Genomic DNA, 13,301 nt, shown 5'->3' with positions numbered 1-13,301 from the left:
GTGGCGCCAGGAGGTGATCGTCGTGGCCGATCTGCTGGCGCCGCGGGTGCCCGGTCCCGCGCGGCTGCGGGAGCTGCTGGCCGGTGACGAGGTCGTCGTGGCGCCGGGCGCGTTCGACGCCCTGAGCGCACGGCTGGTCGAGGCGGCCGGTTTCCCCGCCGTCTACCTGACCGGGTTCGGCACAACAGCGTCGCTGCTCGGCCGGCCCGACGTCGGCCTGCTGACGATGACCGAGATGGTCCAGGCCGCGGGGCGGCTGCGCTCGGCCGTCGAGGTGCCGGTGATCGCCGACGCGGACACCGGGTACGGCAACGCCCTCAACGTCATCCGCACGGTGCGGGAGTACGAAGCCGCCGGTGTCGCGGCGATCCACCTCGAAGACCAGGTCGCGCCGAAGCGCTGCGGGCACCTGGAAGGCAAGCGCGTGGTGCCGGCCGAGACGATGACCGACCGGGTGCGGGCGGCCGTCGCGGCCCGGCACGACCCGGACTTCCTGCTGATCGCGCGGACCGACGCCCGCGCGGTCGAAGGACTCGACGCGGCGATCGACCGGGCCCGCCGCTACCGGGACGCGGGCGCCGACATGCTCTTCGTCGAGGCGCTGCAGTCCGAAGCCGAGATCGAACGGGTTGCCGACGTCTTCCGCGACGTGCCGCTGCTGTTCAACTGGGCCGAGGGCGGCAAGACCCCGCCGCTGGGCCGGGACCGCTTGCGGGAGCTGGGTTTCCGGCTCGTCATCTGTCCTGTTTCGACACTGCTGGCCGCCACCGAGGCGATGCGCGCTGTGCTCGGGCGGATCGCCCGGGACGGGACGCCGGCCGGTGTGGTGCGGGACCTGCCGGGGCTGACCGGTTTCGCCGATCTCGTCGGCCTTCAGGAGGTCAACGAGATCGGCGAAACCTACGGCAACGGCTGAGCGTCAGCGCAGCGGCTCGAGCGCCTTCGCCAGCGGCTCCAGCACGGCCGGGGTGTGCGGCGGCGGCAGGTAGACGATCGCCAGGTCGAGGCCCACCTCGCCGAGAGCCTCCGCTTCCGCGGCGACCTTGGCGTAGTCGGCGTCCGGGCCGAGGCGGACGTGCGAGGACAGCGTGATCTCCGCCGGGTCGCGGCCGATGTCCGCGCAGTGGCGGTGCAGCACGTCGCGCTTGTGCGCGAACTCCTCGGGGGTGCCGCCGACGAAGTTCCAGTGCTGGGCGTACTTCGCGGTCGTGCGCAGGGTGCGCTTCTCACCGCTGCCGCCGATGCAGATCGGCGGGTGCGGAGTCTGCACGCCCTTCGGCTCGCAGCGGGCGTCGGTCAGCTGGTAGTGCGCACCCTTGAAGGTCGTCGTCTCCTGGGTCAGCAGGCCGACGAGGACCTCACAGCCCTCCTCGAAGCGGTCGCTGCGTTCCTTGACCGTGCCGAGCTCCATGCCGTAGGCGCCGGACTCCTCTTCGTTCCAGCCGGCGCCGATGCCGATCTCCAGCCGGCCGCCGGAGACGATGTCGAGCGTCGCGGCCATGTTCGCGAGCAGCGCGGGGTGGCGGTAGTGGATGCCGCTGACCAGCGTGCCCAGGCGAAGCCGCTTGGTGGCCTGCGCCAGCGCGGTGAGCGTGACCCACCCTTCCAGGCACGGCCCGGTCGAATCGGAGAAAATGGGATAGAAGTGGTCGAACGTCCAGCCGGATTCGAACAGCTCGATCTCGTCGGCGGCCTGCCAGACGGCGAGCATGTCGGCCCAGACGGTGTTCTGGGGCGAGGTCTTGATGGCGAATCGCATGATCACGATCGTAAACCTGGAGTTCCTCCAGGGCCGTACACCGGAAGTTCGGCCGGAACCGGGGAGAAGTCCACCCCGCCGGGGTAGCTTGCCTCGCGTGAAGACGAAGCTCCCCGCCGCGCTGGCCCTGTCCGCCGCGCTGACCGTCGCACTGGGCACGCCCGCGTCGGCCGGCGACGACACGCTCGCGCCCGGCGTCACCGTCCACACCACGGTGACCGGCGAAGGCACCGGAAACAACACGTGGACGATCACCGTGCTGGTCCCCGGCGGGTCGAGCCCCGACCCGGACGCGCCGCCGTCCGCGCTCGGCAGCCGCGAGCACGCCGAGACGCTGGTGACCTCGTTGCGCGGCAAGGGTTTCGCGGCGCGGGCCGAGCGCGTCGACTGGCCTGCCTTCGCCGACACCCCGCGGGGCGCCCTCGGCTGGCGGGTGCGGGTCGGCTCCTTCGCCGACCGCGCGCAGGCCGCCGCGACGGCGAGCGCGATGACCGGCTTCACCACCACGGTCGAGTGGACCGGCCAGGACGGCCCGGAGGCCCAGGGGCCGCAGCACGTGCGGGTCGCCGTCGTCGATCCGCGGCGGTTCACCGGAAGTGTCGTCGCGTCCCACGGCGAATCGGTGTCGGGACGGCGGACGACGTCGGCGCTGGCGGCCGCGGCCGGCGCGCTCGTCGGCACGAACGGCGGGTTCTTCGTGATCGACCCGCGCGACGGCATCCCCGGCGAGCCGGCCGGCGTCGGCGTCTACCAGGGCCGGCTGCAGAGCGAAGCGACCACCGGGCGGCCCGCCCTCTTCCTCGGCGACCGCCCGTCGATCGGCGTCCCGCGGACGGTGGTGACCGTCGGCGGCCGTGCGGTCAACGGCGTCAACCGCAAGCCGGGGATCGTGCGCAACTGCGGCGAGCCCGGCGACGTCCCGACCGACCGCCCGCTGCAGGACACGACGTGCACCCACCCGGACGAGCTGGTGCTGTTCACGCCCCAGCTGGGCACGCCGACTCCGGCCGGCGACGGTGTCGAGGCGGTGCTCGACGCGCGTGACGTGGTGACGGCGGTGCGCCCGGCCGGCGGCGAGGTGCCCGCGGGCGGCCACACGGTGCAGGGCATCGGCACGGCGGCGACGTGGCTGACCGGGCACGCCCGGCCGGGCGCGAAGCTGCGCGTCGAAACCCGCGTGTTCGAGGGCGCCCGCCCGGCCCACCCGGCCGGCGTGGTCAACGGCGGCCCATGGCTGGTCCACAATGGACGGATCATGGTGAACGCGGCGGCGGACGGGGTTGTGCACCCCGGTGACCCGTCCTTCGTGTACGGCTGGGGGGTCAAGCGCAACCCGCGCACGATGGTCGGGCTCGACCGCCAGGGCCGCCTGCTGGTCGTGACGGTCGACGGCCGTCAGCCGGGGTACAGCGAGGGACTGTCGCTGATCGAGGGCGCGCAGCTGCTGGCGCGACTGGGCGCGGTGACCGCGATCAACCTGGACGGCGGCGGCTCGACCGCGATGGCGATCGGCGGCAAGCTGGTGAGCTCACCGTCGGACGCCACGGGAGAACGGCCGGTCGGCGACGCGCTGCTGGTCCTCCCCCGGCGCTCCCAGCCGTGAAATCCGCGTGAGGCGGCGCATCTTTCCTGGGGAAAGTGACGCGCACCGAGCGTTCGAACGCCTCTTTCTCAGGGAAAGTGACGGCGCCGGCCGCGGATCCAGGCCTGGGCCTCGGCGACCGTCGGGTGCACGCTGAGGCGGCCGTCCAGCCGGGTGAGCTCCAGCACGCGCAGCACCGCGCGCCGGTCGGTCGCGACCGCGAACGGCAGGTCCGCCGCCTCCGTCGCCGCGACCAGCTCGGCCAGGACCTGCAGTCCCGCCGAACCGCAGAACGTGATGCCGCCCAGGTCGACGATGAGCGCGCCCGGGGTGCCGTCGAGGGCTTCGCGGGCCTGGTCGCGCAGCACCGGGGCGGTGCCGAGGTCCAGGTCGCCGTCCGCCGCGACGACGACGGCTTCGGGCACCGTGCGCACCCTGACCGTCAGCGGGAATGGGGCGTCGTCGGGCACAGGAGATCTCCTTCGGGCTGGTCGGTGCCCGACCTTAGGCGGCTTGCATCGATTTGTCATCGATTTGCCAACCGTGGCGGACCCGGGTCGTGGCGACCGGCAGCCCGGACGGGTTAGGTTGGGGCTCGCGATGGTTGAGAAGCCAGCCGTCTTCCCCGCAGCGCCACCAGGGAGAACGGCCATGACCACCGATGACGAATGGCAGCAGGACAAGGCGGCCTTCGCCGCCGCCGAGGCACCCGGCAGCGGCCCGCTGGCCCGGCAGTTCGCCGAGCTGACGGCGAGCCTGCTCACCGCGCCCACCGTCGAGGACGTGCTGCGGCGCGTCCTGGAGGCGACCACCCTCATGGTGCCGGCCGCCGACCTGGCGAGCTTCACCCTGATCGGCCCGGACGGGCGGTTCCACACCCCGGCGGAGACCGGCGAGGTCGCCGTCGAGCTCGACCTGCTGCAGTACCGCTTCCGCGAAGGCCCGTGCGTCGAGGCCGCCGAACCGGCCGGGCCGGCCGTGGCGATCGCGCCGGACCTGACCGACGAGCCGCGCTGGCCCCGCTGGGCGCCCGGCGCGGTCGAGCTCGGGGTCGGTTCCGTCCTCTCCACCGCGCTCATTCCCGGGCCGCCGACCGGCCGCTCCGCCGGCGCGCTGAACGTCTACGGCCGCTCCCCGAACGCCCTGGACGAAGCCGATCGCGACGTCCTGCTCCTGCTGGCCACGCACGCCGCCCTCGCCATCGCCCGCACCGACGCGGTGACGCGCGCCGAGCTGGCGGCCACCCACCTGCGCGAGGCCATCCGCAGCCGGGACGTCATCGGCCAGGCCAAGGGCATCATCATGGCGCGCCGCGGGGTGACGGCCGACGAGGCGTTCGACGTGCTCCGGCGGACGTCGCAGGACCTCAACGTCAAGCTGGCCGAGCTGGCCGGCACGCTCGCCGCCCGGCACACCGAGATCGACCTGCCCGCCGGCTGAGCGTCCCGCATCGACCTCGCATCGGTTGACGCCGGCCCGGTAACACCCGCCCCCGGCGGTCCGATTCCCCGTGGACCCCGGCAGGACGGATCACCATGGCAGCCAGGAGACCGGCTTTGGGCGTGCTGGCGCTCGTGTACGCCGTGCTCGGGCTGGTCAACGTCGTGCTGGCCGTCCGGCTCGGCGCGTTGTGGCACCTCCTGCTGGCGCTCGTGCTCCTGGCCGGCGCCGGCGCGCTGGCCGCCGTCGCACGCCGTGCACCGGCGCGCTAACGCCCGTCGAGCTCGTCCTGGACGCGGTCGGCGGCCTGGTGACGGCCCTGTTCCCGGTAGAGCTCGAGCGCTTCGAGCCACGCCGCCCGGGCCTGCTCCTCGTCGCCCAGGCTGCGGTGGGTCTGGCCGATCCAGTCCAGCGCCAGCGCCACGTTCTTCGAGTCACCCACCTCCCGAAGCAGGGCGAGCGACTCCGCGTAGTGCCCGAGCGCTTCGGAGTGGCGGCCGGTGTGCTGGTCGATGTACCCGAGGTTGCCCAGCACGTGCGCCTCGTTCGACGGCGCGGGGTGCCGCCGGACGAGGGCGAGCGCGGCCTCGATGTGCTCCTGCGCCGGGCCGAACTCCTCGAGGCAGCAGAAGAGCCACCCGAGCTGGTTGAGCTCGATGGCCTCGAACAGGGAGTCGTCGAGGGCCCGGAACAGCTCCAGCGCCCGGCGGCTGTGCTCGATCCCGGTCCGGTAGTCCTCCTGGTACGTCGCGGCCTGCGCGAGCGTGTGCTGGGCGTAGGCCTGACCCGCGAGGTCACCGTGCCGCTCGGCCAGGGTGAGCGACGCGTGCAGGTGGTCGGCTGCCTCGTCGTAGTGCCGGAGGTCGGCGAGCGCGTAGCCGAGGTGCGCGAAGGTCACGATGTGCGCTTCGGGGTCTTCGAGGCGCCGGGCGGCGTCCGCGGCGACCTGCCACACCGCCAGCCGCTTCTCCCGGTCGGCGCGCCGGTAGTGGTAGGTGGTCAGGACCCAGGCCAGCTGCCACGCGTCGCGGTGCCGGCCGAGCGTGACGGCCAGCTGCTGGGCCGCCAGCAGCGTCTCGTACTCGACCTCGAACCAGGCCATCGCGGCGGTGATGTCCGGCGGCGCCTGGGGGGTGGTCCCCGGCGCGGGCGGATCGAGCCGGATCGGGCTGCGGTAGGGCGCGAGGACCCGTTCGGCGTGGAAACCGGTGTGGAGGTAGAAGTCGAACACCCGGCGCAGCGCCGCGTCACGCTCGTCGCCGGTCAGGTCGCGCTGCGCGATGTCGGTGGCGTAGCGCCGGATCAGGTCGTGCATGCCGTAACGGCCACGGACGTCCTGGGTGATCAGCGACGCGTCCTCCAGGCCGCGCAGCCGCGCCCGCGCGCCGGCGGGCGAGCACCCCGCGAGGCTCGCCACCGCCGCGAGGGTGAGGTCGGCGCCGGGCGCGATCGCGAGCAGCGCGAACATCGTGGCCTGCTCCGGGGACAGCCGCTGGTACGACCACGACAGCACGGCGGGCAGGCTGGCCGTCGGGTCGTCGTCGTCCAGCGCGCCAAGGCCGAGGTCCTGCAGCTCGTCCGCGAGCACCGGCAGCGGCAGGCGCGGCCGGGTGTGGGCCTGCCCGGCGATGATGCTCAGCGCCAGCGGGTACCCGCCGCACAGCCGGATGAGCCGCTCGACGGCGGCCGGGTCGGCGCTCAGCCGGGCCGCGCCCAGGCGGTCGGCCAGCAGCGCGCGGGCTTCCTCGTCGGTCAGCACGTCGAGCAGCAGCTGCCGGGCGCCGTGCCCGGTGATCAGGCCCGAGAGCCGGTTGCGGCTGGTCACCACGACGGTGCAGCCCGGGCTGCCCGGCAGCAGCGGGACGACCTGGGCGGTGGACGCGGCGTTGTCCAGCACCAGCAGCATCCGCCGGCCCGCGACCAGGCTGCGGAACAGCGCCGCCTGGGCGTGCGGCTCGGCCGGGATCCGGCCCGGCGGCACGCCGAGCGCGTCCAGGAACCCGCGCACCGCGACCGCCGGCGCCATCGGCTCGTCCTCCGGGCTGAACCCGCGCAGGTCGACGAAGAGCCGCCCGTCCGGGAACCGGCCGGCGTGCCGGTGCGCCCAGCTCAGCGCCAGCCACGTCTTGCCGATCCCGCCCGCGCCCGCGATGGCCGAGATGACCACCGTGCCGGCCGGGCCGGGACCGGCGAGCAGACCGTCCAAACTGGACAGGTCGGCGCTCCGGCCGACGAACGACGCGGGCGCGGCGGGCAGCTGCCGGGGCGGCGCCGCCTCCCCCGCGTCCGCGACTGGGGCCGGCGGCGGCTCGGCGACCAGCAGCTGCCGGTGCAGCTCCTGCAGGGCGGCGGCGGGGTCCACGCCCAGCTCCTCGGCGAGGCGCTCGCGGACGACCTGGAAGTGCTGCAACGCGTCGGCGGTGCGCCCGGCCTGGTGCAGAGCCATGAGGTACTGGCCGGCCGTCCGCTCGTCCAGCGGGTGTTCCCGGGTGCGCGCCGCCAGCTCGACGACGAGGTCCTCCCCGAGGCCCCGCCGCAGCTGGGCGTCGACGAGGTCCTGCCAGGTCGCCAGCCGCTCCTGGCCCAGCCGTTCGCGCTCGGCCTCGGCCCACTCCCCCGCCAGCCCGGTGAGGGCGTCGCCCCGCCACAACGCCAGCGCGCGGGTGAGCAGCGCCGGCGCCCCCTCCTGGTCGGTCCGGGCGGCCGCGCGCAGCTCGCGGCCGAGGCGGAGGTCCACGGTGAACAGGTCCGGGTCGATCTCCAGGGTGTAACCCCCGGACCGGCGCACGACGGCGACCCCGTCGACCCCGGCCAGCGCCATCCGCAGGCGCGAGACGTAGCTGTGCAGGGTGGTCCGCGTCCGCGGCGGGGCGTCGGCGCCCCAGACCCGCTCGACCAGCCGGTCGACGGGAACCACCTGGCCCGCCTCGACGGCCAGCACGGCCGCGACACAACGCTGCTTCGGCGGCCCGAGGTCCACCGTGCCCTCGCCGGCCCGCAGGTCGACCTCCCCCAGCAAGCGCATCATCGAGACCACGCCTTGCCCCCTCAAACGCACGCACGAACGGCGAATTTCCAACCTAGCGCACGGGTCGCCGGCCCCGCGAACCGGCGGGACGACGCTGACCAGGGGATTCGCCGGAGCCCCGTCCCGCTCGGCGGAACACCGGGTCCACGCACGACGACGGGGCGCCGTACCGGGATTCCCGGTGCGACGCCCCGTCGGCGGGTGCCTGCTTGCCTACTTGGCCTTGTTCTGGCTGCGGGCGGCCGTGTGGCCGTTCGCGCCTTCGGTGTGCTTGCCGTTCGGCTGGGCGGGCTTCGGTTTCGCGGGCTCGACAGGCTTCTCGGCAACCGGGGCGACCGGGGCCGCCGGGGTCACCGGCGTGGCCGGCTTGGGGGTCGTCCCGGCCGGCGTGGTGGTCGCGTTCGGCGCCGGCGCCGGCACGGAGTCCGCTTCCACCAACGGGTTCGACCGCCGGACCTGCACCACGGCCACCACAGCGCCGGCGACCACGCCGAGCGCCACCAGCCACGGCCAGCGGGACTTGCGGGAGCGTTCACCGCGCGCCGCGCTCTTCGCCTCTTCGAGCGCGACGGCGAGGTCGCGCTTCGCCGTCGCGACGGCCTTCCGCCGCTTGCGGCCGGACTCGCCCGCCGAACCCGCCACGGCCGCGACCGCCAGCGCCGCCTTCCGGCCCGGGTCGCGCAGGTTCACCGCGCGGGACAGCACTTCGTCGCGCGCGGCCACGGAGTTCGCGCGCACTTCGCGGCGGGACGACTTCGTGCTCTTGTCGAAGTCCTTGGTCGCCGCGCGGCCGACCTTCGCGAGCTCGTCCGCGCCTTCGGTCAGCTTCCGGTCGGTGATCTCGACCGCCCGCGCGGCCGCGGCCGCCCCCACCCGCGCGGCTTCCGCGGCCAGATCCCGGACCCCGGCCGCCGCCGTCTTCACCGATCGCCCGACCGGGGCGTCGCCCTGGCTCATGTGATCACCTCTCACTCGTCGCAGCAGGCGGCGCCTGCAGCCTCACACCTGTGGGCTACCCACCCGGGGGCCATCCGGAACCTCGACCACCCGACGGCGTCACGCCCGCACGTCGGGCAGGCTCACCCCGCGCTGGCCGCGCCAGGCGCCGCCGGCCTCGTCGTGGTCGGTCGAACTGCTGAGGTGGGCCCACTTCGCGTCGGTGTCGACGCGGTGCTGCCACGCCTCGCGGCCGAACTCGTAGGCGTCGCTCCCGGCGAGCAGGCGCAGCGGCGGCTCGTCGAGCCCGGCGACGGTGAGCACGAGGTCGGCGACCTTCCGCGGGTCGCTGTTGGCGTGCTCCTCGAAGTCGGCCATCGCGCGGGCCGAGGCGCCGACGGTCGCTTCGTAGGGCTCGCTGATGGCCGGCGTCGCCATCGACACGCCGCCCCAGTCGGTGCGCATCCCGCCCGGCTCGAGGACGGTGAGCTTGATGCCCAGCGGCGCGACCTCGGCGGCGAGCGCCTCGGTGAACCCGCCGACGGCCCACTTCGCCGACTGGTAGGCGGTCATCCCGGGGCTGCCGACGCGGCCACCCACCGACGAGATCTGGATGATCCGGCCGCCGCCCTGCCGGCGCAGCACGGGAACCGCCGCCTTCGTGACGTAGACGGTGCCGAGGAAGTTGGTCTCGATCTGCCGGCGGAAGACGTCGAGGGTGGTGTCCTCGAGGGACACCCGGTCGCCCTGGCCCGCGTTGTTGACCACGACGTCGAGCCGGCCGAAGGCGGCGACCCCGTTCGCCACCGCGGTTTCGGCGGCCGCGGCGTCGGTGACGTCGAGCCGCTCGACGTGGACGCGGTCGCCGTAGCGGGCCACGACGTCGTCGAGGGCCCGCGGGTCACGGGCGGTCGCGACGACGCGGTGCCCGGCCGCGAGGGCCTGCTCGACGATCCGGCGGCCGAGCCCGCGCGACGATCCGGTCACGAAGAACACTGCACTCATCGAAAGCTCCTTCTTAACGCAACGTCTTTGCGTTAACTCGACCCTAGACCCGGGCCGAAGTTAAGTCAAAGGCGTTGCGTTACCCTGGCGCGGTGACCCAGCCCCGCCGCCGCGCCCGCTCCGACCAGGACAAAGAGGTCCGCAAAGCCGCCCTGCTGACCGCCGCGCGCGAGCTCGCAATCGACCGCGGTGTGCGCGAGGTCACCCTGACCGAGGTGACGAACCGCGTCGGCCTGCACCCGTCGGCGCTGCGCCGGTACTTCGAATCCCGCGAAGAGCTCCTCCTCGAGCTGGCCGAGCAGGGCTGGGCCGACTGGCGGGACCGCCTCCTGGCCAACCTCGGCGGCCGCCGCCTGACCGCCGCCGAGGTCGCCGACGTGGTCAGCGGGTCCCTCGACGCGCTGCCGCTGTTCTGCGACCTGCAGACCCACGTCGGCCTCAGCCTGGAGGGCGCGGTGCGCCTGGACCGCGCCCGCCAGTACAAAACGGCGGCGACATCGGCGTTCGACGTCATGACGGCGGCCCTGGTCGAGACGGGAGCGGGGCTGGACCCCGACGGCGCCCGAACGGTCCTGACGGCGGCGATGAGCTGCGCGGCCTACCTGTACCAGCTGTCCCGGCCGTCCCCGACCCTGCGCCGGCTGTACGAGGAGGAGCCCCGCTGGGCCCACAGCGCGCTGCGCTTCCGAGAGCAGCTCACGACGTTGCTGACGGCGGTCACCCTCGGCGCGGCGCGCGCCTGAGCGACCACGATCAGACGGGCTGGCCGACCGCCTTCCGCTGCAACCGGACCCGCTCCGCGTCCGCGTCCCGGCCCTGCTGCCGGTACAGCTCCTCCGCCTCGGTCCACGCCGCCCGCGCGTCGCCGACGCGGCCGAGCGAGACCAGCGGGTCGCCGAGGTTGGCCAGGGTCGTCGCGGTCTGGTAGCCGTCGCCCAGCTCCCGGTACCGGGTCAAGGACTGCTCGTAGTTCCGGACGGCTTCCTCGTGCCGGCCGGTGTGGTGGTCGATCCACCCGAGACTGTCCAAAGTGGCCGCCACGCCGTTGACGTCGTCGTGGCGGCGGAACAGGACCAGCGCGTCGCGGCAGTGCTCGCGGGCGCGGTCGTACTCGCCGACGCGGGCCTCGCACCAGCCCACCGCGTTGAGCGCCATCGCCTCCCACAGCGGGTTGCCGAGGGTGCGGTGGATGTCCAGCGCCCGCGTGGCGTGCTCCAGCGCGCGCCGGTCGTCACCCCACTGCTCCCACGCCAGCGCCAGGGTCCGGTGCGTGTGGGCCTGGGTCGCCCGGTCGTCGTGCTTCGCGGCCAGCTCCAACGCGCGGTGCAGCTGATCGAGCGCGTCTTCGCGTCGGCCGAGCTCGAGGTGGGCGCGGCCGAGCAGGCGGTGGGCGAGGATCCGCGCGGCGGCGGGCAGGTGCTCGGTGGCAGCCAGCCCGGCACGGCACGCCGCGAGCTGGTCGTACCGGTGCCCGCGGCGGGTCTGGAACGTGTTGAGCGCCCAGGTCAGCTGCCAGACGAGCTCGTGCCACCCGCGACCGCGCGCGAGCTGCTGCGCCGTGAGGAGGTTCGGGTGCTCGGCGTCGAACCACGCCAACGCCGTCGCCGCGTCGGGCAAGATGTGCCGCACCGTGCCGGCCAGCGGCGGGTCGAGGGGCATCACCTGCGAGTGCGGGTACAGCAGCTTGTCGGCGGCGGACGCGGTGTGCAGGTAGAAGTCCAGCACGCGCCGCAACGCCGTTTCCCGTTCGGCCTCGGGCAGGGACTGGCCGGTGGTCACGGCGAACCGGCGGATCAGGTCGTGCATCCCCCACCGGCCGTGGGCGTCCTGGGCCACGAGCGACGCCTGTTCGAGGCTGCGCAGCATCGCCCTGGTGTCCTTTGTGGACAGACCGGCGAGGCTCGCCGCGGCCGCGAGGCTCAGGTCCGGACCGGGAGCGAGGCCGAGCAGCGCGAACGTCTTCGCCTGTGCGGCGCTCAGCGCGCGGTGGGACCAGGACAGGACGGCGGGCAGGCTGGCGGTGGGGTCTTCGCTGTCCAGCGCGCCGAGGCCGAGGTCGTGCAGCTCCGCGGCGAGCGCGGCCAGCGGGAGGTCGGGACGGGTGTGGGCGTGGCCGGCGACGATGCTCAACGCGAGCGGGAACCCGCCGCACAGCCCGATCAGCCGGTCGACGACGGCCGGTTCCGCCGCCACGCGGGCCGCGCCCAGCCGGTCGGTCAGCAGCGCCCGGGCTTCGGTGCCCGACAGCACGTCCACCGGGAGGTGCTGCGCGCCGTGGCCGGTGATCAGCCCGGTCAGGCGGTTGCGGCTGGTCACCAGGACCGAGCACGACGTGCTGCCCGGCAGCAGCGCCGAGACCTGCGCGGTGTCGGCGGCGTTGTCCAGCACCAGCAGCACCCGCTTGCCCGCCAGCAGGCTGCGGAACAGCGCCGACTGCGCGTGCAGGTCGACCGGGATGCGCTCGGGTTCGACGCCGAGCGTGTCGAGGAACCCCCGCACCGCGACGGCCGGGGCCATCGGCGCGTTCTCCGGGCTGAACCCCCGCAGGTCGACGAACAGCTGCCCGTCCGGGAACCGGGCCGCGTGGCGGTGGGCCCAGTGCAGGGCCAGCCACGTCTTGCCGATGCCACCCGCGCCGGAGAGCGCCGAGATCACGACCGTCCCGCCCGGAACGTCGCCGAGCACGGCGTCGAGGCGGTCCAGCTCCGCGCCGCGGCCGACGAACGCCCGGGGCGGCGCCGGCAGCTGCCGCGGGGCGGCCGGCGCGCGGGGACCGGCCGGCAGCGGCGGGCCGGCGGCGAGGATGCGCTGGTGCAACGCCTGGATCGCGGGACCGGGGTCGGTGCCGAGCTCCTCGACCAGGCGCGCGCGGAACCGCCGATAGTGCTCCGACGCCTCCCCCACGCGCCCGGCCTGGTGCAGCGCCGAGAGGTACTGCCCCGCCACCCGCTCGTCGAAGGGGTGTTCCGCGGTGCGCGCGAACAGCTCGGGCACGAGGTCGGCGCCCCGGCCCAGCCGCAGCCGGGTGTCGGCCAGGTCGTGCTGCGCCGCCAGCCGCTCGCCGCGCAGCCGGACGCGCTCGGCGTCGGCCCACTCGCCGTCCACTCCGGTCAGCGGCTCGCCGTGCCACAGCGCCAGCGCGTCGGTCAGCGCCCGGACATCGCCGTCGTCCGCGCGGGCCTGCCGGCACAGCTCGCGGAAGTGGTGCAGGTCGACGACCGGGTCCGGGCCGCTCGTCAGGACATAACCCCCCGAGCGTCGCACGATGCCCAGGTCGGCCGCGTCGCCGAACGCCCGGCGCAGCCGCGAGATGTAGCCGTGCAGCGTGGTCCGCGCCCGCGGCGCCGCGTCGGCGCCCCAGACCCGCTCGACCAGCCGGTCCACCGGCACGACGTGCCCCGCGTCGACCGCCAGGGCGGCGAGGACGCAACGCTGCCGGGGACCACCCAGCTCGACGTCCCGCCCGCCGACCCGCGCGGCCACCTCGCCCAGCAGACGCACCAGCGTCGCCACACCGACCTCCCCTGCTCCCCCAGGTTCGGACCTCCACT

11 protein-coding genes are annotated in these 13,301 nt (G+C 74.6%); 5 read left to right on the top strand and 6 right to left on the bottom strand.

Annotated elements, in window-relative coordinates; genetic code table 11:
* The first annotated feature begins 22 nt into the window (after window positions 1-22).
* A complete protein-coding gene (locus tag ACZ63J_RS00305; protein ID WP_465400644.1) occupies window positions 23-916 on the top strand; it encodes an isocitrate lyase/PEP mutase family protein in 894 nt (297 codons plus the stop codon).
* Between the two features lie 3 nt (window positions 917-919).
* Here ACZ63J_RS00305 and ACZ63J_RS00300 read toward each other — a convergent pair whose 3' ends face one another.
* Window positions 920-1,759, bottom strand: a complete 840-nt coding sequence (locus tag ACZ63J_RS00300) for an LLM class F420-dependent oxidoreductase (RefSeq protein ID WP_465314488.1) — start codon at window positions 1,757-1,759, stop codon at window positions 920-922.
* 97 nt (window positions 1,760-1,856) lie between these two features.
* Between ACZ63J_RS00300 and ACZ63J_RS00295 the strand changes: the two genes are divergently transcribed.
* Window positions 1,857-3,362, top strand: coding sequence for a phosphodiester glycosidase family protein (locus tag ACZ63J_RS00295; protein ID WP_465400645.1), 1,506 nt, complete (start codon window positions 1,857-1,859; stop codon window positions 3,360-3,362).
* A 68-nt stretch (window positions 3,363-3,430) separates the two neighbouring features.
* Here the strand turns inward: ACZ63J_RS00295 and ACZ63J_RS00290 are convergent, their stop codons facing one another.
* Complete coding sequence (locus ACZ63J_RS00290; RefSeq protein WP_465400646.1) at window positions 3,431-3,811, bottom strand: STAS domain-containing protein; 381 nt, start codon at window positions 3,809-3,811, stop codon at window positions 3,431-3,433.
* 181 nt (window positions 3,812-3,992) lie between these two features.
* Here ACZ63J_RS00290 and ACZ63J_RS00285 point away from each other — a divergent pair, with 181 nt between their 5' ends.
* Complete coding sequence (locus ACZ63J_RS00285) at window positions 3,993-4,781, top strand: GAF and ANTAR domain-containing protein (protein WP_465400647.1); 789 nt, start codon at window positions 3,993-3,995, stop codon at window positions 4,779-4,781.
* A 95-nt stretch (window positions 4,782-4,876) separates the two neighbouring features.
* Window positions 4,877-5,053, top strand: coding sequence for a hypothetical protein (locus tag ACZ63J_RS00280; RefSeq protein WP_465339988.1), 177 nt, complete (start codon window positions 4,877-4,879; stop codon window positions 5,051-5,053).
* On the opposite strand, the gene ACZ63J_RS00275 is transcribed toward ACZ63J_RS00280, so the two are convergent.
* The 3 genes from ACZ63J_RS00275 to ACZ63J_RS00265 form a co-directional block, all read right to left on the bottom strand.
* Window positions 5,050-7,806, bottom strand: coding sequence for an AfsR/SARP family transcriptional regulator (locus ACZ63J_RS00275; protein WP_465400648.1), 2,757 nt, complete (start codon window positions 7,804-7,806; stop codon window positions 5,050-5,052). The two genes, ACZ63J_RS00280 and ACZ63J_RS00275, sit on opposite strands and share 4 nt — an antisense overlap.
* Window positions 7,807-8,022: 216 nt before the next feature.
* Entirely contained in the window at window positions 8,023-8,766 is a 744-nt protein-coding gene (locus ACZ63J_RS00270; protein ID WP_465400649.1) for a hypothetical protein, read from the bottom strand.
* 99 nt (window positions 8,767-8,865) lie between these two features.
* On the bottom strand, window positions 8,866-9,750 hold the full coding sequence (locus ACZ63J_RS00265) for an SDR family NAD(P)-dependent oxidoreductase (RefSeq protein ID WP_465400650.1): 885 nt from the start codon (window positions 9,748-9,750) through the stop codon (window positions 8,866-8,868).
* A gap of 92 nt (window positions 9,751-9,842) precedes the next feature.
* On the opposite strand from ACZ63J_RS00265, the gene ACZ63J_RS00260 reads away from it, so the two are divergent.
* A complete protein-coding gene (locus ACZ63J_RS00260; protein WP_465400651.1) occupies window positions 9,843-10,493 on the top strand; it encodes a TetR/AcrR family transcriptional regulator in 651 nt (216 codons plus the stop codon).
* A gap of 10 nt (window positions 10,494-10,503) precedes the next feature.
* On the opposite strand, the gene ACZ63J_RS00255 is transcribed toward ACZ63J_RS00260, so the two are convergent.
* Entirely contained in the window at window positions 10,504-13,263 is a 2,760-nt protein-coding gene (locus tag ACZ63J_RS00255) for an AfsR/SARP family transcriptional regulator (RefSeq protein ID WP_465400652.1), read from the bottom strand.
* Window positions 13,264-13,301 lie beyond the last annotated feature (38 nt).

Source organism: Amycolatopsis sp. NPDC104863, from assembly GCF_055582965.1.
Note: the sequence above shows the minus strand (reverse complement) of the source record. Positions and strands in the feature narration are given on the sequence as shown.

Bases quoted from the DNA above. Each gene is read 5' to 3' on its own strand.
- ACZ63J_RS00300 (WP_465314488.1), bottom strand. From the start codon at position 1,759: ATGCGATTCGCCATCAAGACCTCGCCCCAGAACACCGTCTGGGCCGAC.
- ACZ63J_RS00280 (WP_465339988.1), top strand. From the start codon at position 4,877: ATGGCAGCCAGGAGACCGGCTTTGGGCGTGCTGGCGCTCGTGTACGCC.
- ACZ63J_RS00265 (WP_465400650.1), bottom strand. From the start codon at position 9,750: ATGAGTGCAGTGTTCTTCGTGACCGGATCGTCGCGCGGGCTCGGCCGC.
- ACZ63J_RS00285 (WP_465400647.1), top strand. From the start codon at position 3,993: ATGACCACCGATGACGAATGGCAGCAGGACAAGGCGGCCTTCGCCGCC.
- ACZ63J_RS00270 (WP_465400649.1), bottom strand. From the start codon at position 8,766: ATGAGCCAGGGCGACGCCCCGGTCGGGCGATCGGTGAAGACGGCGGCG.
- ACZ63J_RS00275 (WP_465400648.1), bottom strand. From the start codon at position 7,806: ATGCGCTTGCTGGGGGAGGTCGACCTGCGGGCCGGCGAGGGCACGGTG.